General features: G+C 66.8%; 21 protein-coding genes and 2 riboswitches. Of the genes, 15 read left to right on the top strand and 6 right to left on the bottom strand.

Annotation, left to right across the window (positions count from 1 at the left end; all coding sequences use genetic code 11):
* The first annotated feature begins 125 nt into the window (after positions 1-125).
* Complete coding sequence (locus ACE3N9_RS10055; protein ID WP_374283428.1) at positions 126-500, top strand: GFA family protein; 375 nt, start codon at positions 126-128, stop codon at positions 498-500.
* 106 nt (positions 501-606) lie between these two features.
* A complete protein-coding gene (locus ACE3N9_RS10060; protein WP_374283660.1) occupies positions 607-2,931 on the top strand; it encodes a putative bifunctional diguanylate cyclase/phosphodiesterase in 2,325 nt (774 codons plus the stop codon).
* Between the two features lie 206 nt (positions 2,932-3,137).
* On the opposite strand, the gene purQ is transcribed toward ACE3N9_RS10060, so the two are convergent.
* The 4 genes from purQ to ACE3N9_RS10080 form a co-directional block, all read right to left on the bottom strand.
* Positions 3,138-3,809, bottom strand: coding sequence for a phosphoribosylformylglycinamidine synthase subunit PurQ (gene purQ, locus ACE3N9_RS10065; RefSeq protein ID WP_374283662.1), 672 nt, complete (start codon positions 3,807-3,809; stop codon positions 3,138-3,140).
* 5 nt (positions 3,810-3,814) lie between these two features.
* On the bottom strand, positions 3,815-4,051 hold the full coding sequence (gene purS, locus ACE3N9_RS10070; protein WP_374283430.1) for a phosphoribosylformylglycinamidine synthase subunit PurS: 237 nt from the start codon (positions 4,049-4,051) through the stop codon (positions 3,815-3,817).
* A gap of 118 nt (positions 4,052-4,169) precedes the next feature.
* A complete protein-coding gene (locus tag ACE3N9_RS10075; protein ID WP_374283432.1) occupies positions 4,170-4,889 on the bottom strand; it encodes an N-acetylmuramidase domain-containing protein in 720 nt (239 codons plus the stop codon).
* Positions 4,890-4,990: 101 nt separating this feature from the next.
* On the bottom strand, positions 4,991-5,662 hold the full coding sequence (locus ACE3N9_RS10080; RefSeq protein WP_374283434.1) for a winged helix-turn-helix domain-containing protein: 672 nt from the start codon (positions 5,660-5,662) through the stop codon (positions 4,991-4,993).
* A 262-nt stretch (positions 5,663-5,924) separates the two neighbouring features.
* Between ACE3N9_RS10080 and ACE3N9_RS10085 the strand changes: the two genes are divergently transcribed.
* The 12 genes from ACE3N9_RS10085 to ACE3N9_RS10140 all read left to right on the top strand — a co-directional run bounded on the left by ACE3N9_RS10085 (position 5,925) and on the right by ACE3N9_RS10140 (position 19,377).
* On the top strand, positions 5,925-8,297 hold the full coding sequence (locus ACE3N9_RS10085) for a TonB-dependent receptor (RefSeq protein ID WP_374283436.1): 2,373 nt from the start codon (positions 5,925-5,927) through the stop codon (positions 8,295-8,297).
* 110 nt (positions 8,298-8,407) lie between these two features.
* A complete protein-coding gene (locus tag ACE3N9_RS10090) occupies positions 8,408-9,616 on the top strand; it encodes a parallel beta-helix domain-containing protein (protein ID WP_374283438.1) in 1,209 nt (402 codons plus the stop codon).
* Positions 9,613-10,602, top strand: a complete 990-nt coding sequence (locus ACE3N9_RS10095; protein ID WP_374283439.1) for an SO2930 family diheme c-type cytochrome — start codon at positions 9,613-9,615, stop codon at positions 10,600-10,602. Before ACE3N9_RS10090 ends, ACE3N9_RS10095 begins: the two co-directional genes overlap by 4 nt.
* The gene (locus ACE3N9_RS10100; protein ID WP_374283441.1) at positions 10,599-11,561 is read left to right on the top strand and encodes an alpha/beta fold hydrolase; all 963 of its coding nucleotides are present in this window, start codon (positions 10,599-10,601) and stop codon (positions 11,559-11,561) included. The genes ACE3N9_RS10095 and ACE3N9_RS10100 overlap by 4 nt, the downstream gene beginning before the upstream one ends.
* A 74-nt stretch (positions 11,562-11,635) precedes the next feature.
* Entirely contained in the window at positions 11,636-12,331 is a 696-nt protein-coding gene (locus tag ACE3N9_RS10105; RefSeq protein WP_374283443.1) for an aspartate/glutamate racemase family protein, read from the top strand.
* An 8-nt stretch (positions 12,332-12,339) separates the two neighbouring features.
* A complete protein-coding gene (locus ACE3N9_RS10110) occupies positions 12,340-13,500 on the top strand; it encodes a deoxyguanosinetriphosphate triphosphohydrolase (protein ID WP_374283445.1) in 1,161 nt (386 codons plus the stop codon).
* Positions 13,493-14,176: an NAD(P)H-binding protein gene (locus ACE3N9_RS10115; protein ID WP_374283448.1), complete on the top strand. Its 684-nt coding sequence runs from the start codon at positions 13,493-13,495 to the stop codon at positions 14,174-14,176. The genes ACE3N9_RS10110 and ACE3N9_RS10115 overlap by 8 nt, the downstream gene beginning before the upstream one ends.
* A gap of 75 nt (positions 14,177-14,251) precedes the next feature.
* Positions 14,252-14,345, top strand: a riboswitch (glycine riboswitch).
* Positions 14,346-14,449, top strand: a riboswitch (glycine riboswitch).
* Between the two features lie 33 nt (positions 14,450-14,482).
* On the top strand, positions 14,483-15,616 hold the full coding sequence (gene gcvT, locus ACE3N9_RS10120; protein ID WP_374283450.1) for a glycine cleavage system aminomethyltransferase GcvT: 1,134 nt from the start codon (positions 14,483-14,485) through the stop codon (positions 15,614-15,616).
* A gap of 12 nt (positions 15,617-15,628) precedes the next feature.
* Positions 15,629-16,000: a glycine cleavage system protein GcvH gene (gcvH, locus tag ACE3N9_RS10125; RefSeq protein ID WP_374283452.1), complete on the top strand. Its 372-nt coding sequence runs from the start codon at positions 15,629-15,631 to the stop codon at positions 15,998-16,000.
* Between the two features lie 4 nt (positions 16,001-16,004).
* A complete protein-coding gene (gcvPA, locus tag ACE3N9_RS10130; RefSeq protein WP_374283454.1) occupies positions 16,005-17,363 on the top strand; it encodes an aminomethyl-transferring glycine dehydrogenase subunit GcvPA in 1,359 nt (452 codons plus the stop codon).
* On the top strand, positions 17,360-18,922 hold the full coding sequence (gene gcvPB, locus ACE3N9_RS10135; RefSeq protein WP_374283456.1) for an aminomethyl-transferring glycine dehydrogenase subunit GcvPB: 1,563 nt from the start codon (positions 17,360-17,362) through the stop codon (positions 18,920-18,922). The genes gcvPA and gcvPB overlap by 4 nt, the downstream gene beginning before the upstream one ends.
* A complete protein-coding gene (locus ACE3N9_RS10140; protein WP_374283458.1) occupies positions 18,919-19,377 on the top strand; it encodes an ABA4-like family protein in 459 nt (152 codons plus the stop codon). Before gcvPB ends, ACE3N9_RS10140 begins: the two co-directional genes overlap by 4 nt.
* Before the next feature lie 6 nt (positions 19,378-19,383).
* Here the strand turns inward: ACE3N9_RS10140 and ACE3N9_RS10145 are convergent, their stop codons facing one another.
* On the bottom strand, positions 19,384-19,518 hold the full coding sequence (locus ACE3N9_RS10145; RefSeq protein ID WP_374283460.1) for an entericidin A/B family lipoprotein: 135 nt from the start codon (positions 19,516-19,518) through the stop codon (positions 19,384-19,386).
* Between the two features lie 69 nt (positions 19,519-19,587).
* Positions 19,588-20,493 carry a DMT family transporter gene (locus tag ACE3N9_RS10150; protein ID WP_374283462.1) on the bottom strand — a complete coding sequence of 302 codons (906 nt, stop codon included), beginning with the start codon at positions 20,491-20,493 and terminating at the stop codon, positions 19,588-19,590.
* A 19-nt stretch (positions 20,494-20,512) separates the two neighbouring features.
* Here ACE3N9_RS10150 and ACE3N9_RS10155 point away from each other — a divergent pair, with 19 nt between their 5' ends.
* Complete coding sequence (locus ACE3N9_RS10155) at positions 20,513-20,758, top strand: hypothetical protein (RefSeq protein WP_374283464.1); 246 nt, start codon at positions 20,513-20,515, stop codon at positions 20,756-20,758.
* Positions 20,759-20,776 lie beyond the last annotated feature (18 nt).

The raw sequence follows: 20,776 nt of genomic DNA on the forward strand, positions 1-20,776 counted from the left end.
GTCCACCCGCTGATCGCGCCGCTGGTCTATGCCGTGCCGGTGCAACTGCTGGCCTATCACGTCGCCTGCGTGAAAGGCACCGACGTCGACCAGCCGCGCAACCTGGCCAAATCGGTGACCGTGGAATGAAGGTTGCGGGCGGCTGCCACTGCGGCGCAGTGCGCTTTGCCGCCGAAGTCGCGCCGGATGCTACCTTGCTCGATTGCAACTGCTCGATCTGCGACAAGACCGGATTCCTGCATCTGATTGTTCCGCATGGCGATTTCACGCTGCTGTCGGGGGCGGAGGCACTGGCGTCCTACCGCTTTGGAACCGGCGCGGCGGAGCACCTGTTCTGCCGCCACTGCGGGATCAAGAGCTTCTACCAGCCGCGCTCGCACCCTGATGCGTGGAGCGTCAATTTCCGCTGTCTCGATCACGGTCATGGGCTGGTTCCGGCAGTGCGCCGCTTCGATGGCCGCAATTGGGAAGCGGCGCGCGCCGGGCTGCAACCGGGCTAGGTATTTCGCCCCATGCTTTACGCGGCGCTAACACTTTGCCGCTAGTCCTGCGCGGGTGAACAAAGCCACGTCGCCTTCCCATGCGCTGCCGCGCGATCTGAAGACCATGGCCGTGCTGGGCCTTGCCGACCCCGTCGACGGGGATTGGGGGCGCCTGCGCGGCATGCAGTATTCCAGCCTGGCCCGCGTCACCCGGCTGCGCATTGCCGCGCATGCGGTGGCCGCGCTGGGTGTGTTCAGGCTCTATTTCAGTTCGGTGCACATCGCCGGGCTGCTCGGCTGGCTGATCCTGCTGGGCGCCAGCCTGGTGCACGGCGCACGGATCGATTCGGCCCTGGTCGATGCCGACCGCCGCCGGATGTCGCGCGACGAAGTCAACAAGCAGAGCATCAGCTCGATCTTCAATGCCCTGATCTGGGTCGCGCCGATGGCCTTCTTCGCGCCTTATGGCGGGCCGACCGAACAGCTTGAGCTGTGGGCGATCAGCGCCATGCTGATGACCATGGCGGCGGTGGTGATGCCGGCCGTGCCGCTTTCGAACCTGATCTTCGCGGGGATCGTGGCGAGCGGCTCGCTGGTCGCCTTCCTGCTGGACGGCGCGTTCGAAATGGCGCTGGTGTCGCTGCTGTTCGGCGGGCTGGTGGTGCTGGGCGCGGTCGAGAATGCCCGCGCCTTCTTGATCGCGCGGATTGCCGAAGCAGCGATGGCCGAACGCAACGAGGTCGTCTCGCTGCTGCTCAAGGAATTCGAAGAAGGCGAAGCTGACTGGCTGTGGCAGATCGACACTTCGCGCAGGGTCCGCTCGGTCAGCCCGCGCTTTGCCTTTGCGCTGGGCAAGTCGGCCGAGGAAATCGACGGCAAGCCGTTCATCCAGATGATCGCCGGACCGGCCTGGGAAACGGGCCAGTTCCCTTCCAGCCTGCATGACCTGGCCGAACGGCTGAAGCGCCGTGAAAGCTTTTCGGAACTGCTGGTGCGGGTCCACATCAACGGCGAACAGCGCTGGTGGGAGCTTTCGGGCACCCCCAAGCTGGACGAGAACGGCAATTTCGAAGGCTTCCGCGGGGTCGGCTCGGACGTGACCGAGCAGCGCGAAAGCAGCGAAAAGATCGCGCACATGGCGCGCTATGACACGCTGACCGGCCTGCCCAACCGCATGATGGTGACCGAGGCGCTGGGCGAGGCGATGCGCTATGCCGATCAGTGGCGCACGCGCTGTGCCTTCCTGATGATCGACCTCGACCGCTTCAAGGCGGTCAACGATACCCTGGGCCACCAGGTGGGCGACCAGTTGCTGGCGCGCGTGTCGGAACGGCTCAAGGGCCTGGTGTCTAGCAACGAGCTGTGCGGCCGGCTGGGCGGGGACGAGTTCGCAGTGGTGATCCGCGATGCGTCCGATCCGACCCGCGTGACCCGTGTTGCCCAGGCGCTGATCGAGCTGCTCAGCCGGCCCTACGAGGTCGACCACCACACGCTCTATATCGGCGCCTCTGTCGGTTCGGCGATCGGCCCGCGCGACGGTTCGACCGTCGAGACGCTGATGCGCAACGCGGACCTCGCGCTCTATCGCTCCAAGGAGGAAGGGGGCGGGATGCATTTCGGCTACGAGCCGACCCTGCATGCCCATGCCGAGGAACGCCGTAAGCTGGAATTCTCGCTGCGCCGCGCGCTCGAAAAGAACGAATTCGTGCTCAACTACCAGCCGGTGGTCGATGCCAAGGATGAAACCGTGGTCAGCTTCGAGGCGCTGCTGCGCTGGCACAGCGACGAGCATGGCTTCGTCAGCCCGGCAAAGTTCATTCCGCTCGCCGAGGACACCCGCCTGATCGTGCCGATCGGCGAATGGGTGCTGCGCGAAGCCTGCCGCGAGGCGACCCGCTGGCCCTCGACGGTCAAGGTGGCGGTCAACGTGTCGGGCGAACAGCTGCTCGATCCGGGGTTCATTCCCAGCGTCGTCGGTGCGCTCAGTTCCAGCGGGCTGCCGGCGCAGCGACTGGAAATCGAAGTTACCGAAAGCATCTTCGTGCGCGATGCCACGGCCGCGCGCCAGGCGTTGGAACAGATCATGTCGCTGGGCTGCGGGATCGCGCTCGACGATTTCGGCACGGGCTATTCCAGCCTGGCCTACATCCGCAACCTGCGCTTCTCGACGATCAAGATCGACCGCACCTTCGTGCAGGGCGCGGCGGCCGACAACCCGGAAAGCCTGGCGATCATCCGCGCCGTGGTGGCCATGGCCGAAAGCCTGGAAATGTCGACCACTGCGGAAGGCGTCGAAACCGAACGGGAACTGGGGATCATCCGCGGCCTGGGTTGCCGCAAGATCCAGGGCTACTACTTTGGCCGCCCGATGCCGGCCGCCGATGCGCTGGGGCTGTTTGCCAAGCCGCAGATGCAGGCCGTGCGCGTGGTGGGCGGCAACGCGGCCTAGCTTTCCGCCTGACGGCGGTGCGGCAAAGCCATCCGGCTTTTCCTGGCCTGGCCGGCCCACTCCCCCGGCCCAACCACCCGTTCAAGGTACCCTGTGGGTGGTTGGGCCGGGGGAGTGGGCCGGTCAAGCCAAGCCCTTTGCGGAGGCAAAGGGCGCACCCAACAAGAAATCCGGACGGCCTGTCCGCATTGCCGTGAGGCGGAAAACTACGCCCCGATCAGGCCCTTGATCGCGCTTTCGAACAGCGCGCGGCCGTCGCTGCCGCCCTGTTCGGGCTCGATCATGCGTTCGGGGTGGGGCATCATGCCCAGCACGTTGCCGGCATCGTTCAGCACCCCGGCGATGTCGCGGGCCGAGCCGTTGACGCTTTCGGCATAGCGGAAGGCGACGCGGCCTTCGCCTTCGAGCCGGTCGAGCGTGGCGTCATCGGCGAAATAGTTGCCATCGTGGTGGGCAACCGGCACCGTGATCTGCTGGCCCTGCGTATAGCCGCTGGTGAACAGGCTCTGGCTGTTGGCGACGGTCAGCTGCACGTCGCGGCAGACGAAGTTCATGCCCGCGTTGCGCAGCAGCGCGCCGGGCAGCAGGCCGCTTTCGGTCAGCACCTGGAAGCCGTTGCACACGCCCAGCACCGGCACGCCGCGGTTCGCGGCTTCGATCACCGCGCGCATGATCGGGCTGCGCGCCGCCATCGCCCCGCTGCGCAGGTAATCGCCATAGGAAAAGCCGCCGGGCAGGGCGATGAAATCGAGCCGGTCTGGCAGCGCGGCATCGCCGTGCCAGACCCGGTGCGGCGCAGTGCCGGAGATCTTCTCGAGCGCGTCCGCCATATCGCGGTCGCAGTTCGAGCCAGGGAAGGTGATGACTGCGGAGCGCAGGCCGCTCATGCCGCGACCCTTTCGATCCGGTAGTTTTCGATCACCATGTTGGCCAGCAGCTGGCGGGCCATGGTGTCGAGCTGGTCGTCGGTGACGGTATCGTCGACTTCGAGTTCCAGCATCTTGCCGGCGCGCACGTCCTTGACGCCGTGGATGCCCAGGCCTTCGATCGCGTGATGGATCGCGCGGCCCTGCGGGTCGAGCACGCCGTTCTTGAGGCTGACGAAAACGCGGACCTTCATGGCACGGGCCTTTCAAGGAATGGGGCAGGGGATTCGACCGCGCCTATGCCGCCACTCGCGCGCGGGAGCAAGGCGGAACGGGCCGCACTGCACAGGATTCGGGCCGGGTGGGGCTGGTTCAGTCGCGCGGCAGGGCCAGCAGCGCATCCTGCTGGCCCCATGCGTCGGCCAGCCGGGGACCCAGGCTCTCGCCATCGGCGCCAATCGCCAGGGCGAACTTCTTCCACTGGTGACCGCGCACCAGGTCAAGCCAGCCGTTCGATTCGGCGTAGTCGAACAGGCCCAGCACCTGCCAGCGTTCGTCGGCATTGAACGCGGCGTGCAGCGCTGCGGCATCGCCATAGCCGCAATCGGCGTGGTTGAAGCCCAGGATCTGCGCCGCGCCCAGGCGGCTGGCCATCGCGGCCGCATCGGTCCCGCCCAGCCGCGCGGCCAGGGCGAAGGCAGCCCGCTCGCGCGGCTGGCCGGAATGGACCGCGCGCCATTCGGCCCCGGCGGATTCGCGCATCCGGTGATTGGCGGCTGCCCGCCCGCTTGTGCCGGCGTGCCCGCCGAACTGGAAATGAGCGTCGAACGCGGCCGTGTTGGCGCGGCCCCAGCGGCGGAAGAACTGGTCCACTTCGAACCGCAGCGCGGCCTGGCCCGGCACGAAGGTGCGCCCGGCACTGGTCACGTGCCAGGCTGCCAGCAGCGCGGCCGCGTCAATCGCGGTCACGCTGGACAGCTGCTGAAGCAAGCCGCCGACCCGGTTGTAGCTGCGCGCCAGCGCCCCCGCGGGACTATCCGGCAGCGGCAGGCGATAGGGCCTGGCGGGAACCAGCGGTGCTGCGATCAGCAAGGGCTGATCCTTGAAATACATGGACAATCCGATCCGGCAGGGGCTTGGCGGATCGAACCTAGCACCTGTGCCGGGTGGGCGAAGTGACGCAGGTCACAGTTTCAGCCGGGCAGCGAATCCAGCACATAGCCCAGCGAGCGTACGGTGCGCAGTGGGTCGGGCACGCCCTGTGCGGCCAGCGCCCGGCGCAGGCGGCCGATCCACACGTCGACCGTGCGATCGTCGATCCCGGCGGTGTCCTTGCCGATTCGCTCGATCAGGGCGGCGCGGCTGAACACCTGGTCCGGATGCGCGATGAAATGGGCCAGCAGGCGAAATTCGTTCGGGCGTAGCGGCACGGGCGCGCCGCGCCAGCGGGCCTGGTGGGCGGCCAGATCCAGCGTCAGCCCGCCGTGGGCCAGACGCCGCGCCGTGGGTGAGGGCACGTCGCGAACCTCTGTCCGGTCGATCCGTTCGACCAGCCGGGCGGGGCTGAGCGGGCCGACCATGTAATCATCCGCCCCGGCGCGCAGCGCGCGGCGCTTGTCCTCGGGATCGGGGGCTTCCAGCACCATGGTGATGTGGCCGTGCCGGGTGGCGCGCGCTTCGCGCAGGCGGCGGACCATCTCCAGCCCGGAAATGTCGGGCAGCAGCCAGTCGACAAAGCACCACAGCGGCCCCTCCAGCGGCTCGCCCGGCAATTCGCTGCCCAGCGGCACAGCGCGAAGGTCGGGCCGCGCCCGGGCCAGGCCGCCCAGCAGTGCGGGATCGGGAGAGGTGAGAAGGACAGTCATCGGCACGGTCGCAGCAGGCAAGTGGACGGGAAACGGCACCCTCGATGGGCGCTTTCCATGACGCTTTGATGACGTCCGCGCGTCAGCCCCTTGTTGTCATGCCGACGTCGCAGGCGTGTCGTCATACTGTCAGAAAAGCGTCGTGGCACTGCAACTCGCCGGGCCTAGCCGCTGCCCCGGCAACCGACACATTGCGCGACTCACTTCGGAGCGCGCCACCATTGCCCGGCTGCTGTGATGCATACCAATGAGGGACCCAATAATGACCCGCTCCGTTTCCAGGACTTCCGTTTCGCTCGGTGCGCTGGCGCTGCTTCAGGTGGCCACTGCCGCCCACGCCAGCGCGGTCGAAGAAGCCGCCGCCGAGGGCGCGATCGACAACACCGGCCTGACCGAAATCGTTGTCACCGCGACCAAGCGCGAAACCAACCTCCAGCAGACCCCTATCGCCATCGCGGTGATGGATGACGAGATGATCAAGAAGCGGCACGTGCAGAGCCTGCTCGACCTGGCCGATGGCGGCGTGCCCAGCCTGCGCATTGCGACCTACGAATCGCGCCAGTCGGCGCTGACTGTGGGGATTCGCGGGATCGTTCCGGGCGATGCCAACCAGCCGGCGCGCGAACAGGGCGTGGGTGTCTATATCGACGGGATCTACCTGGGCCGCCAGCATGGCTTGAACGCCGCGCTGTTCGATGTCGAGCGGATCGAAGTGCTCAAGGGCCCGCAGGGCACGCTGTTTGGCCGCAACACCGAAGGCGGCGCGCTTAACGTGGTGAGCAAGGCCCCGACCGGCGAATTCGGCGGGCGCGTGGCTGCGGGTGTCGGCAACTTTGGCAGCTATAGCGGCGCCCTGCATGTCAACCTGCCCGAATTCGCTGGCCTGTCGTTCAAGCTGGATGGGGTGGTCGATCACCAGGACGCGACCACCCGGAATCCGCTGCAGGGGCAGCTGGGGTGGAACTACCACCACCGCTATGGCGGCCGCGTTGCGGCGCGCTGGAAGCCGGCCGACAACTTCACCGCCGACCTTGCCTTCGACATCAGCCAGGACGACAACACGCCGTTCTACAGCCAGCTGATCAATTACAATCCCAACAACTATCCGGTGGCGACGCTGGCGGAAATCGTGGCCAACGGCAATCGCCTTCCCAGCGGCAAGATCGCTCCGCTGCCCGGTCTGGTCACCGTGACCGCCGACCGCGTCGACAGCGCCGATATCGGCGTGCCGCAGCAGGCCAGCGTCGACAAGGCCAAGGGCTTTTCGGCCAACCTGCGCTGGAAGGTGGCTGACGGGATCGAGCTGCGCTCGCTGACGGCGTGGCGCACGGTCAAGGCCGATCAGTGGGACAATTCGGGCGGCGCGCACCGCAGCCCGGCGTTCCTGCCGAACGGCAACTTCGCGCGCTACAGCCTGTCGGTACTCGACCAGAACCAGTTCAGCCAGGAACTCCAGGCGGTCGGCGGCTTCGGCAATGTCGATTACGTGTTCGGGCTCTACTACTACAACGAGAACGCCGGCGAGGTGGCCGCCACGCCCAACACCAACAAGTGGAATGCGACCGGTACGGGTTACACGATCAACGACGCGAACACCTGGCAGTCGGCCAACTGGTCGATCTCGCGCGCGACGCGGGCCAATTCGAAGAGCTATGCCGCCTATGGCCAGATGACCTGGACCCCGGTGGAGCGTGTGCACCTGACCGCCGGCGGGCGCTTTACCCGCGATGAAAAGGATGGCGCGCTCTACAAACTCAACAACGCCGCTTCGAATTTTCCCTTCGTGTTCAAGGACAACCGCTTCGATCCGCTGGTGATCGCGGCGTGGGATGCGGCTGACGGGGTCAACCTCTATGCCAAGTATGCCACCGGCTACCGGGCGGGCGGGGCCAGCTCGCGATCGGTCAACTTCCGCAGCTTCGGCGCGGAATCGGTGCAGTCCTACGAAGTGGGCGCCAAGACCGAATTCCTTGATCGAAAGGTCCGCCTGAACCTGGCCGGCTACGTGATGGACCGCAAGGACAGCCAGTTCGACTTCGACTATTATATCGTCCAGTCGAACGGCACGGTGCGTCATACCCTGGAAACGGTCAATGCCGCCGGCAAGACCAAGATCCGCGGCATGGAAGCCGATCTGACCGTGCGGCCCACCGACGAGCTGTCGATGGGGCTGTCATATGCCTACACCTGGTGGAAGGTTCCGCCGACCCCCAACCCGCTGGTGGCCGGCAACCCGCTGCAGCCGCTGTTCATCGTCTATACCCCGGCGCATGCGCTGTCCGGTTCGATCGACTATGAATTGCCGCTCAGCGCGTCGAGCGACATGGCGCTCAAGTTGCACCTCGACGGCAACTATTCGTCTCGCGCCTATACCTTCGACAACGAGCCGGTGCAGGCCCAGCCCAGCTTCCTCGTCAATGCCCGCCTCAGCCTGGCGGACATCCCGATGAGCGATGCCGGGCAGAAGCTGACCGTTTCGCTGTGGTCGCGCAACCTGTTCAACGAACAGCACATCTACCGCCGTTCGAATGCCAACCGCGATCCGATCGACGGCAACTATCTGACCGTGCTCGGCGATTATGCCAACTACAACGCGCCGCGCACCTTCGGCGTCGAGGCGACGATCAACTTCTGATCGGCACGCCAATCCCTTCCTCCCTGTGGGGGCGGACAGGTTATCCTGTCCGCCCCTTCTTTTTTGGGCAAAGATTGACTTACACGATTGTCAGTCCATCATCCGGGGCGATGAGGATGACTGCTTTCACGCTCGCTGCGGGCTCGGCGCTGGCCCTGTCCGCTCCCGCCTTTGCCAGGACCATCGATGTTGCGCCGGGCGAGGGGGCGCAGGCGCGCCTGCAGGAAGCGCTGATCGTGGCCCAGCCGGGCGACGTGGTGCAACTGGCCGCAGGCCGCTATGTATTGACCGACGGACTGTCGCTCGACGTTGATGGCGTCACGCTGCGCGGCGCCGGGATGGACGCGAGCGTGCTGGATTTCACCGGCCAGCAGGGCGCGGGCGAGGGGCTGCTGGTGACGTCAGACCAGGTCACCCTGCGCGACTTCGCGGTTGAGAACACCAAGGGCGACGGGATCAAGAGCAAGGGCGCGGACAACGTGGTCTATTACCGCGTCCGCGTGACCTGGACCGGCGGTCCCAAGGAAACCAACGGCGCCTATGGCATCTACCCGGTGTCGAGCACGGGCGTGCTGATCGACGGGTGCAAGGTCTCGGGTGCATCCGACGCGGGGATCTATGTCGGGCAGAGCAAGGCGATCACCGTGCGCCACAACTATGTCGAGCAATCGGTCGCCGGGATCGAGATCGAGAACAGCCGCCAGGCGCTGGTCACCGACAATCTGGTCACCCGCAACACCGGCGGGATCCTGGTGTTCGACCTGCCCAACCTGCCGGTGATGGGCGGCGGTGAAACGGTGATCGCGCATAACCTGGTCGTGGCCAACGATACCGCTAACTTCGCGCCCAAGGGCAATATCGTGGCGGGCGTCCCGCGCGGCACCGGGGTGATGGTGATGGCCAACGATACCGTGCTGGTGAAGGACAACCTGCTGGCCGACAATCCCACCGCGCAGGTGATGGTGGTCGCCTATCCCAACGCGTTCACCGACACGCGCTACAACCCCCTGCCGCGCCGGGTGGTGATCGGCGAAAATCGTATCGTCGGCGGCGGTAACGATCCCGCGCTGGCCGGCGGTGACCAGCTTAAGGCGGCCTTTGGCGGGGCCTTGCCCCCGGTGGTCTGGGACGGGCTGGGCGGCGCAGCCGCGTTGGCGCTGGTTCCGTCGGGGAAGGTGCTGTCGCTGGGGCTGACGAAACAGGGTGAGGGTTTGGACAAGGCGCAGCCCGCGCTGGTCGAAGTGAAGACCGCGCGAGAACTGGTCCTGCCCGGTGCGGGTGGTGCGCCGCCAGCCCTGGCGGCGCGGATCGCGCGGTGAAGGCACTGCTTGCGGCGGCGCTGCTGGCGGGCGCGGCAATTGCCGCGGCCCCGCCGGGCGCGCCGCCGGTCAATGACGCGGCAATCACCGGGGCAGGCTTTCCCGCAACGCTGGCGGACTATGGCTTCTTCGCCGATGGCGCGGCGCAGCGCCCGGCGGCGGGTGTAACCCCTTACCGCCTGCAAACGCCGCTGTGGTCGGACGGCGCCGAGAAGCTGCGCTTCGCCTATGTGCCCAAGGGTGCGCAGGCCCGCGCGCAAGGCGCTGGATTGCTGGATTTTCCAGTCGGTTCGGCCCTGATCAAGTCCTTCAAGCTGGGCGACAAGCTGGTTGAAACCCGCGTGCTGCTGCACCGCGCGGACGGTTGGGTGGCCTTGCCCTATCAATGGAACGCCGATCAGACCGAGGCGCGGCTGGTGCTGGGCGGGGCGCGTCTGCCTTTGACCGCGCCGGGCGGTCAGGCGATTTCCTATGCCATCCCCAATAAGAACCAGTGCAAGGAATGCCATGCCGTCGATGGCGCGGTGACGCCGATCGGGCCGAAGGCGTGGAACCTGTCCGCCGAATGGCTGGCCGGGTTCGCGCGCAGTGGGCGGCTTGATGCGGTGCCCACCGTCGCCCGCCGCGTGCCCTTGTGGGAAGACCGCGACAAGGCCCCGGTGGCGATGGCCGCGCGCGGCTACCTCGAAGCGAACTGCGCGCATTGCCACAATCCGCGCGGGGCAGCGTCCAATTCCGGCCTGTATCTCGGCTGGGACGTGACCGATCCGGTCCAACTGGGGGTGGGCAAGCGCCCGGTCGCGGCGGGACGCGGCGCGGGTAATCTGGAATTCGATGTGGTGCCGGGCGATCCGGCCCATTCGATCCTGGCCTATCGCATGGCCAGCCTGGAAGGCGGCGTGGCCATGCCCGAAGTGGGGCGCAGCGTGGTCGATTCGGCCGGGCAGGCCGTGGTCGAACGTTGGATCAGGGAGATGAAGCGGTGAAGTCGTTCCTGAAGTTCCTTGGCTGGCTGCTACTGGTCACCCTGATCACGCTTTACACCTTCCGCACGCCGGATACCGATCCCAAGGCGATGATCGCCAAGTACGGCGCGGCGCCGTCAAAGTTCCTCAAGCTGCCGGACGGGCTGGTGGTTCACATGCGCGACGAAGGACCGCGCGATGCGCCGGTGCTGCTGCTGCTGCACGGCTCCAATGCCGATCTGCACACCTGGACGCCGTGGGTTGATGCGCTCAAGGATCGCTACCGGGTGATCCGGATCGACCAGATTGGTCACGGCCTGACCGGCACGGATCCCAGGGGCGATTACTCGCCCGCCGGCTTCGCCAATCGGCTGGCGCAAGTGGTCGATGCGCTGGGCCTGCAGAAGTTCGCGCTGGGCGGCAATTCGATGGGCGGAGGCGTGGCGATCCGCTATGCGCTTGACCATCCCGGCCGACTGACCGCGCTGGTGCTGGTCGATGCCGCTGGCGCGCCGGTGACCGAACCGGTCAAGGGCAACATCGGCTTCAAGCTGGCCCGGATGCCCGGCGTGAACCTGATTGCCAAGCAGGTTACCCCGCGCTGGATGATCGAGAAAAGCCTGCGCCAGACGGTTGCCAACCAGGCGGTCGTGACCGACGCGATGGTCGATCGCTATTGGGAATTGCTGCGCTTTCCCGGCAACCGCGCGGCAACCTTTACCCGCATGGCCCTGCCGCGCGTGCCCTACAGCCAGCAGCAGTTCGCCAGCCTGAAGCTGCCGGTGTTGGTGATGTGGGGCGAGCAGGACGCCCTGATACCGCTTTCGTCGGGCAAGCTGATGGCCAGTCTGATCCCCGGCGCCACGCTGATCGCCTATCCCGGAATTGGTCATATCCCGATGGAGGAAGCCGCGCAGCGCAGCGCGGGCGATCTGGTCGGCTGGCTTGCGGCGCACGGGGTGCCGGGCAAGCCCGGCTGAACTGGACGGAAACGCTGCCTTTCTCTAAGGCCCTGCCCGGACAGGGGATGTCATCTCCCGGGGAGTAACGGACTTTGCGCAAACTTGGCCTGATCGGCGGCATGAGCTGGCTGTCGACCCGTACCTACTACGAGCACATCAACAAGCTGGTCCAGGCCCGCGCCGGCCAGCGCGCCAGCGCGCCGCTGCTGATCGAAAGCCTGGATTTCAGCGACCTGGCTCGGCTCTCGACGGCCGAGGAATGGGCCCATGCGGCCGAAGTGCTGGCGGACATCGCAAAGCGGCTGGAAGCGGCCGGGGCGACCGCACTGATCATCGGCGCGAATTCGATGCACAAGGTCTATGACAAGGTCGCCGCCGCCGTCTCGATCCCGATCATCCACATCGCCGAATGCGTTGCCGCTCGGCTGGAAACCAACGGGGTGAAGAAGGCCGCGCTGATCGGCACCCGCAACGTGATGATCGAAAGCTTCTACCGCCAGAAGCTGATCCAGCGCGATATCGAGCTGCTGCCGCCGGAAATGCAGTTTGTCGAAACGCTCGACCGGATCATCTATGATGAACTGCTGCTGGGCAAGGCGTCCCGTCAGGCCGAACGCGAATTGAAGACGATCCTGACCAACCTGCAGCAGGACGGCGCCCAGGCAGTAGTGCTGGGCTGCACCGAGCTGGAAATGATCGTCGACGTCGATGCCAACGTCCTGCCGATCTACGATTGCACCCGCATCCACGCCGAAGCGGCGGTGGACTGGATCATGGGCGAGCACTGAGCGGCACCTTGACCTACGCCCCATACGCCTGTGATCCGGCCAAGTCGCGCGGCCGGGAATTCCCGATCGAGCAGTCGCTCGCGCGCGGGCCGCGTTCGGCCTATCAGCGCGACCGTGACCGGATCGTCCATTCGATCGCCTTTCGCCGGCTGCGCCACAAGACCCAGGTGTTCATCGCGCCCGATGGTGATCATTACCGCGTCCGGCTGACCCACAGCCTGGAAGTGGCCCAGATCGGCCGGGTCATCGCCCGCGCGCTGGGGCTGGACGAGGACCTGACCGAAGCACTGTGCCTGGCCCACGACATCGGCCATCCCCCATTCGGCCATGCCGGCGAGGATGCGCTTGACGCGGCGCTGCACAAGGCTGGCGGGTTCGATCACAACGCCATGGCGCTGCGCACGCTGATGCGGCTGGAAAGCCCTTATTGCGAGCATGAAGGGTTGAACCTTACCTGGGAACTGCTTGAAGGGCTGGCCAAGCACAACGGGCCGCTGGGCATGGTCAACTGGGCCCTGGCGGAACTGGACGCGGCCTATCCGCTGCATCTGACCGAATGGGGCTCGCTGGAAAGCCAGGTCGCGGCGCTGGCCGATGACATCGCCTATGACAACCACGACATCGACGATGGCCTGCGCGCCGGGTTCCTCCAGCTCGACGAGTTGCTGACGCTGGACTTCGTCGCCGATCACTGGCGCGCGATCGAACGCAAATTCCCTTACGCGCCGCAAGACCGGCGCCTGCGCGAACTGGTGCGCAGCCAGATCGGCTGGATGGTCAACGACGTGCTGGGCGAAACCGCCGCCCGCGCGCGGGGGATGACCAGTCCGGCCGACGTGCGCGGGGCAGGGCGGGCCACGGCCGCCTTCTCCACCGCGCTGGCCGAGCAGGAGCGCCGGCTCAAGTCCTTCATGTACGAACGGCTGTACCACCACCCCCAGCAGCTCGCGACGGCCGAGCGCGCCCGCGCGGTGATGGCCGAACTTTATGCCGCCTATGCCCAGGATCCCGGCCTGATGGAGGGTGACTGGCAGGCCCGCCTGCCGGCCGAGGAACCGGCGCGCAGCCGTCACATCGCCGATTACATCGCCGGGATGACCGACCGCTTCGCCATTTCCGCCTTTGCGCGGATCTATGGTCGCATGCCGGAAGGGCTCAGCAATGTCTGACGTGACCCGCATCGCGCTGGTCGGGACTTCGGGGCTCATCGGGCAAAGTCTGATCCGGCTGGCCGTGGGCCGCCGCGACATCCGCATCATCGCCGTCGCCCGGCGCGAAGTGCCGCTGCCGCCTGGCGCGCGGATGGAAGTGCTGGTGGCCGATCCGGCCAACTGGGCCGATGCCATCGCTGCGACCAATGCCAGCGTGCTGGTCAGCGCGCTGGGCACAACCTGGCAGAAAAGCGGCAAGGACGAGGCCGCGTTCCGCAGTGTCGACCAGGATCTGGTGCTGGCCTGCGCCCGCGCCGCCAAGGCCAGCGGGATGCGCCAGATGATCGCGGTCAGCTCGGTCGGGGCGGATGCCGGGGCGAAGAACTTCTACCTGCGGGTCAAGGGCGAGGTTGAGCAGCAACTGGGCAAGGTTGGCCTGCCCCGGCTCGACGTGATCCGCCCCGGTCTGCTGCGCGGCCCCCGCGCCGAACTGCGCCCGGCGGAACGCATCGGCATGGTGCTCAGCCCGCTGGCTGACCTGCTGATGCTGGGCAAGTACCGCAAGTACCGCTCGGTCAAGGCTGACGTGGTGGCGCGGGCCATCGTCGGCCTGAGCAAGGAAAAGGCCGCCGGCCGCTTCGTGTTCGAACACGATGCGATCCTGCGCGCCGCGCGGCGCGGCGAAGCGGCGTAACCGGGCCGCCGTCCGGGGAGGAAATGCCTCAGCCCATTGACTCCACCCGGCGGGCAAGCCATCGCGGCCTCAGTCGCTGACCGCGCGGGAGAGTTCCGGTGATTCGTCACCGGGCGCCGAAGGAGCAACCGCCCCGGAATCTCTCAGGCAAAAGGACCGCGTGGGTCGATAGCGACGCTCTGGAAAGTGTTCCTGCCTTGGCAGGAGCCGCCGAAGGGGTAACCTCGCGTCAGCGGGGGAAAGCTCTCAGGTTTCCGTGACAGAGGGGGCGCCGAATGGCGCCATACCTGTACGGGACCAAAATTAGTGAGCGACACTTACCAAATTGATGAAGCCGAAGCCCCGCAGACCGAGGTGCTGCCGCTGGATGCCTGGCACCGCGCACGCGGCGGCCGGATGGTCGAATTCGCCGGCTACTGGATGCCGGTGCAGTATGAAGGCATCCTGGCCGAACACCTGTGGACGCGCGACAGCGCCGGGCTGTTCGACGTGTCGCACATGGGCCAGCTGTTCGTCAGCGGCGAACATGTGGAAGCCGCGCTGGAAGCAGTCCTGCCGATCGACCTGGAAACGCTGAAGCCGTTCGCCCCGCGCTATTCGATGCTGCTGAACGAGGATGGCGGGATTCTTGATGACCTGATGGTCACGCGCTGGAATTCCGGCTTCTACCTGGTGGTCAACGGCGCAACCAAGTGGGATGATATCGGTCACCTTCGCGAGCATCTGCCCGATGAAGTGACCCTGTCCCACCTCGATGACAATGCCCTGCTGGCGCTGCAGGGGCCCAAGGCCGCCGCGGCGCTGGAACGACTGGTGACCGGCGAATTTCCGCTCTCCGCGCTGACTTTCATGAAGGGAGGCCAGTTCAAGCTGGCGGGTGTCGATGCCTGGATCAGCCGGTCCGGTTATACCGGCGAGGATGGGTTCGAAATCGCCATTCCGGCGGAAAACGCGGCAGAGATTGCCGACCAGCTGTGCGCCCAGCCGGAAGTGAAGCCGATCGGGCTGGGGGCGCGGGATTCGCTGCGGCTCGAAGCCGGGCTGCCGCTCTACGGCCATGACCTGAGCGAAAAGATCAGCCCGGTCGAGGCCGACCTGCTGTTCGCGGTCAACCCGCGCCGCCGCCGCGAAGGTGGCTTCATCGGTGCGGCGCGCGTGCTGGCCGAACTGGCGAACGGCACGCCGCGCAAGCGCATCGGCCTTGCGCTCGAAGGCCGCCAGGCGGCACGCGAAGGCGCGGAAATATTTGCTGGAGATCAGGTGGTTGGCGTGGTTACATCGGGTGGTTTCTCGCCTTCGCTGAACCATCCGATCGCCATGGGCTATGTGGCCCAGGCCCATGCCGCCATCGGCACCGAGTTGTCCATCGACGTGCGTGGCAAGCGTTTGCCCGCGCGCGCCGTGTCCATGCCCTTTGTCCCCCACCGCTACCATCGCTGAGGAGCAGCCGAGATGACCCGTTACTACACCCAGGACCACGAATGGATCGAAGTCTCCGGCAGCGAAGGCACGGTCGGGATCACCGACTATGCCCAGGGCCAGCTGGGTGACATCACATATGTCGACCTGCCCGAAGCCGGCGCCGTGGTGGCCAAGGGCGATGCGCCCTGCGTGGTCGATAGCGTCAAGGCCGCCAGCGACGTCTACTCGCCGGTCAGCGGCACTGTGACCGAAGCCAACCACGCGCTGGTCGATGCGCCCGAGCTGGTCAACACGGAGGCCGAGACCGGCGGCTGGCTGTTCCGCCTGACGCTGAGCGATCCTTCCGAACTGTCCGCCCTGCTGGACCGCGCCGCCTACGACGCTTTCGTCGCGGCACTGTAAGCTGATGCGTTACCTGCCCCTGACCCCCGCCGACCGCGCCGAGATGCTTGGCGTGATCGGCGCGGCCACGGTTGACGAATTGTTCGTCGACGTTCCGGCCGAAGCCCGCCTGTCCGGTCCGATTGCCGGCCTGCCGCACCATGCCAGCGAAATGGCGGTGGAACGCCACATGGCCGCGCTTGCCGCGAAGAATGTGAGCGCCGGAGCGGTGCCGTTTTTCCTGGGGGCGGGGGCCTATCGCCACCACATTCCCGCCAGCGTCGATCACCTGATCCAGCGCGGTGAATTCCTGACCGCCTATACCCCCTACCAGCCGGAAATCGCGCAGGGCACCTTGCAGGTCCTGTTCGAATTCCAGACCCAGGTTGCGCGGTTGTTGGGCACGGACGTGGCCAATGCCTCGATGTACGATGGCTCGACCGCTTGCTGGGAAGCCGTGGCCATGGCGGCGCGGATTACCCGGCGCACCCGTGCGGTGCTGTCGGGCGGGCTGCACCCGCACTATGTCGCCACGGTGCAGACCATGGCGCGCTTTACTGGCGACGTGATCGACAGCCGCGTGCCGGAACTGTCTGCCGCGCCGGACGACGACGCGCTGATCGCGGCGATCACGCCAGACACCAGCTGCGTGGTGGTGCAATACCCCGACGTACTGGGCCGGATCCCCGATCTGGCGAAGATCGCCGCTGCCGCGCAGGGCGCAGGCGCGCTGCTGATCGCGGTGGTGACCGAGCCGGTCGCGCTGGGGCTGATCGAGGCACCGGGCCAGCTGGGCGCGGACATCGTGGTGGGCGAGGGCCAGGCGCTGGGCGTCGGCCTGCAATTCGGCGGGCCTTACCTTGGCCTGTTCGGCTGCCGCGACAAGTATGTCCGGCAGATGCCCGGACGGCTGTGTGGGCAGACCGTGGACGCCGAGGGCAAGCGCGGCTTCGTGCTGACCCTGTCGACGCGCGAGCAGCATATCCGGCGCGAGAAGGCGACCAGCAATATCTGCACCAATGCAGGGCTTTGCGCGCTGGCATTCAGCATTCACATGACCTTGCTGGGCGGCGACGGGCTGGCCCGCATGGCCCGCGCGAGCCACGCCCGCGCCCGTCAGGCGGCGGAGCGGCTGGCCAGGGTGCCGGGGGTGAGCGTTCTCAACAGCGCCTATGTCAACGAGTTTACCGTGCTGCTGCCATCCGACGCGCGCGAGGCGGTGCGCCGCATGGCTGACCGGCAGGTGCTGGGCGGGGTTTCGCTCGGCCGGCTCTATCCGGGAGCCGATGCCCTGGCGAGCGCGCTGCTGGTTGCGACCAGCGAATGCACCACGGTGGAAGATATCGAAGCGCTGGGACAGGCGCTGGAAGGAGTGCTGGCATGAACGCCCCGAACATGGCCGGATGGCGCCCGACGATGGGCGACGGCGCGGTGAGCGCCAGCCCTACCGCCAGCGGTGACAAGGCGCTGCTGCTGGAAGAACCGCTGATCTTCGAATTGGGCCGTCCCGGCACCTGCGGGGTCGACATCGACGAGGCCGACCTGCCGCCGATGGACGCCCTGGCCTCGTTCCTGCGCGCCGCGCCGCCCGCATTGCCCGGCCTGACCGAGCCCGAGGCGGTGCGCCACTACACCCGCCTTTCGCGTCAGAACTACGCGATTGACCTGGGCCCGTTCCCGCTGGGATCGTGCACCATGAAGCACAACCCGCGCCTCAACGAAAAGGTCGCGCGGCTGCCCGGCTTTGCCGACGTTCACCCGCTGGCCCCGCAGCAGACGGTGCGCGGCGCGCTGGACGTGATCAACCATCTGGCCTTCTGGCTGATCGAGCTGACCGGCATGCACGGCGTGGCGATGAGCCCCAAGGCCGGCGCGCATGGCGAACTGTGCGGCCTGCTCTGCATCAAGGCCGCGATTGCAGCGCGCGGCGAGGATCGCCACGTGATCCTGGTGCCCGAAAGCGCGCACGGGACCAATCCGGCAACTGCCGCCTTTGCGGGCTTCAGCGTGGAAAGCATTCCCGCGACCAGCGACGGTCGCGTCGATCTGGCTGCGCTCAAGGTCAAGCTGGGGCCGCAGGTGGCGGGGGTGATGATCACCAATCCCAACACCTGCGGGCTGTTCGAACGCGACATGAAGGCCATTTCCGACGCGGTCCACGCGGCGGGCGGCTATGTCTATTGCGACGGCGCGAACTTCAACGCGGTGGTTGGCAAGGTGCGTCCGGGCGACCTGGGCATCGATGCGATGCACATCAACCTGCACAAGACCTTTTCCACCCCGCATGGCGGCGGCGGGCCGGGCAGTGGTCCGGTGGTGCTGTCGGCGGCGCTCAGCCCGTTCGGTCCGCTGCCGTTCACCGCGCGCCGCGCCGATGGCAGCGTCGTGCTGATCGAGGAAGAGGACGCCGCGGCCGAACATCCCCACAGCTTCGGACGCATGGCCGCGTTCCATGGGCAGATGGGCATGTTCACCCGCGCGCTGGCCTATATCCTCAGCCACGGCGCGGATGGGCTGAAGCAGGTGGCGGAAGATGCCGTTCTGAACGCCAATTATGTCCTGCGCAGCCTGGAAGACGTGCTGGATGCGCCGTTCGGCGCAGCAGGGCCGTGCATGCACGAAGCGCTGTTCAGCGATGCCGGGCTGGCCGAAGGCTTCTCGACGCTCGACATTGCCAAGGGGCTGATCGACGAAGGGTTCCACCCGATGACGGTCTATTTCCCGCTGGTGGTCCACGGCGCCATGCTGGTCGAACCGACCGAGACCGAAAGCAAGGCCGGGCTGGACCGCTTCATCGGATCCTTGCGTCACGTGGCCGAGCGGGCACGGGCCGGGGACGACAGCCTGCACGGTGCGCCGCACTTTGCCCCCCGTCGCCGGCTTGACGAAACGCTGGCGGCGCGCAAACCCGTACTGGTCTGGAAGGATCAGGCGGGAGAATGACGATGTGGCCAGCACTGTTCAGTTTAACCAACCTGGTGGCCATGGCGGCCTGGGTGGTGCTGGCCTTTTTCCCGCGCAAGCCGCTGGCCCACAGCGTGATCCTGTTCCTGGGCGTCGGGCTGCTGTGCCTGGTCTATGCGGCGTGCTTTGCGGTGGTGCTGGGCGGTCTGGCCGATCCGGTCAGCCAACCCGGGGCGGGACAGCCGGGGTTTGGCTCGATCGCGGCGGTCCAGGCTATATTCCAGAGTCAGGGCGGCACGGTGATCGGCTGGACGCACTACCTGGCGTTCGATCTGTTCACCGGGCTGTGGATCGCGCGCGATGCCGATGCCAAGGGCTTCTCACGCCTGGTCCAGCTGCCGTTCCTGCTGGCGACGTTCCTGACCGGGCCGGTCGGGCTGCTGGCCTGGCTGGCCGTGCGCGAACGCCGCGCCCGGACCACCGGGCGCGGCTAGGCCGCCTTATTCCTTGATAACCTTTTCGCCGGCCTTGCCGACGGATTCGATGTCGCGGCCAACGCCCTTTACCGTGTTGCAGGCAGTGGCGGTCAGCGTCAGCCCGGTGAGGGCAAGGGCAGTGATCAAGGTGCGAATCATGCACGGTCTCCTTTGCCGATATATTAGCGCGCAATTCTGAACGCAGGGCAGCAATCGCGCGGCACCTGCCTATTCTCCCGCACCGGTGGTCGCAGGGGACACTGCCTTGGCGTGGAGATGTTCGCGCCAGGCGATGATCGCGCCGGCGGCAATGATCAGCGGCGCACCCAGCCAGGTGGAGGTGGGCGGCAGGTGATCCCACAGCAGCCAGCCATAGAGCGTGGCCCAGACCAGCGAGGAATAGTCCATCACCACCACGCTGGCGACCTGGCCATAGCGCAGCGCCGCAGTCAGCAACAGCTGCCCGAAGCAGCCGAGCAGCCCGCCCAGCAGGAGCAGCCCCCATTGCAGCGGGGTGTGCTGGGCTGCGAAGAATGGCAGGCCCAGCGCCAGCACCGGCGCTGACAGCGCGGCGAACCAGAACACGACCGACAGCGGTTCCTCGGTCCGGCCAAGGTCGCGCACCTGGATCGAGATGATTGCGACCATCAGCCCCGCCATCAGCCCCACCGCCGCGCCCAGCGGTGGAAAGTGGCTGTGCCCGGGCTGGGCGATGATCACCACCCCGGCAAAGCCCAACGCCACGGCCACCCAGCGCACCGGGCCAACCCGTTCCCTGAGCACTATCGCCGACAGGATCACCGCGAAGATCGGGGTGGTGAAGCCCAGTGTGGTCGCTTCGGCCAGCGGCAGCAGCAGCGGCGCGCCGAAAGTAAAGAACATGCCGGTCATGCCGGTCATCGCCCGGCGGAAATGGGTCGGCAGGCGCTGCGTCTTCAGCCGATCGAGTTGCCCGCGCGCAGCCAGCCAGCCGCCGATCAGGAACACGGTGGGGACCTGCCGCCAGAACAGCATTTCCGGAAAGCTGACCCCGCTTTCGACCGTGTACTTGACCACCGCCATCAGCGAGGCAAGCATCACCACTGCGAGCAGGCGCAGGCCAAGGGCCAGGATCGGACGCTGGACAGGATGCATCCTTCCCCCTTACCGGGGCATGATGCTGCCGCAAGGTCCGATTACCGACTTCCTGAACCACGACTGGGTGCAGTTCTGGCTGCTGCCGGGCCTGACCGCGCTGGCACTGGCGATCTGGGCCGGAATTGCCGACCGCCGGCGCCTGCGCCGCAACCGGCCCGACGCAGTGGGCTGGATGCCGTGGCAGGGCATTGGTTTCTGGAGCAGCTTTGCGGCCCTGCTGCTACTGGGCGCGGCGCTGCGCGGCTGGCTCACCACGCCGTAGCGAGCCGGTGATGCCCTG

Origin of the sequence: Novosphingobium sp., from assembly GCF_041905565.1 — a bacterium.
In the GTDB taxonomy this organism is placed as follows: domain Bacteria; phylum Pseudomonadota; class Alphaproteobacteria; order Sphingomonadales; family Sphingomonadaceae; genus Novosphingobium.

Coding starts and splice junctions, on each gene's coding strand:
- ACE3N9_RS10140 (WP_374283458.1), top strand. CDS start 18,919: ATGACGATGTGGCCAGCACTGTTCAGTTTAACCAACCTGGTGGCCATG.
- ACE3N9_RS10090 (WP_374283438.1), top strand. CDS start 8,408: ATGAGGATGACTGCTTTCACGCTCGCTGCGGGCTCGGCGCTGGCCCTG.
- ACE3N9_RS10150 (WP_374283462.1), bottom strand. CDS start 20,493: ATGCATCCTGTCCAGCGTCCGATCCTGGCCCTTGGCCTGCGCCTGCTC.
- ACE3N9_RS10145 (WP_374283460.1), bottom strand. CDS start 19,518: ATGATTCGCACCTTGATCACTGCCCTTGCCCTCACCGGGCTGACGCTG.
- purS (WP_374283430.1), bottom strand. CDS start 4,051: ATGAAGGTCCGCGTTTTCGTCAGCCTCAAGAACGGCGTGCTCGACCCG.
- ACE3N9_RS10080 (WP_374283434.1), bottom strand. CDS start 5,662: ATGACTGTCCTTCTCACCTCTCCCGATCCCGCACTGCTGGGCGGCCTG.
- ACE3N9_RS10060 (WP_374283660.1), top strand. CDS start 607: ATGGCCGTGCTGGGCCTTGCCGACCCCGTCGACGGGGATTGGGGGCGC.
- gcvH (WP_374283452.1), top strand. CDS start 15,629: ATGACCCGTTACTACACCCAGGACCACGAATGGATCGAAGTCTCCGGC.
- ACE3N9_RS10155 (WP_374283464.1), top strand. CDS start 20,513: ATGATGCTGCCGCAAGGTCCGATTACCGACTTCCTGAACCACGACTGG.
- ACE3N9_RS10115 (WP_374283448.1), top strand. CDS start 13,493: ATGTCTGACGTGACCCGCATCGCGCTGGTCGGGACTTCGGGGCTCATC.
- gcvPA (WP_374283454.1), top strand. CDS start 16,005: ATGCGTTACCTGCCCCTGACCCCCGCCGACCGCGCCGAGATGCTTGGC.
- ACE3N9_RS10055 (WP_374283428.1), top strand. CDS start 126: ATGAAGGTTGCGGGCGGCTGCCACTGCGGCGCAGTGCGCTTTGCCGCC.
- ACE3N9_RS10085 (WP_374283436.1), top strand. CDS start 5,925: ATGACCCGCTCCGTTTCCAGGACTTCCGTTTCGCTCGGTGCGCTGGCG.
- gcvPB (WP_374283456.1), top strand. CDS start 17,360: ATGAACGCCCCGAACATGGCCGGATGGCGCCCGACGATGGGCGACGGC.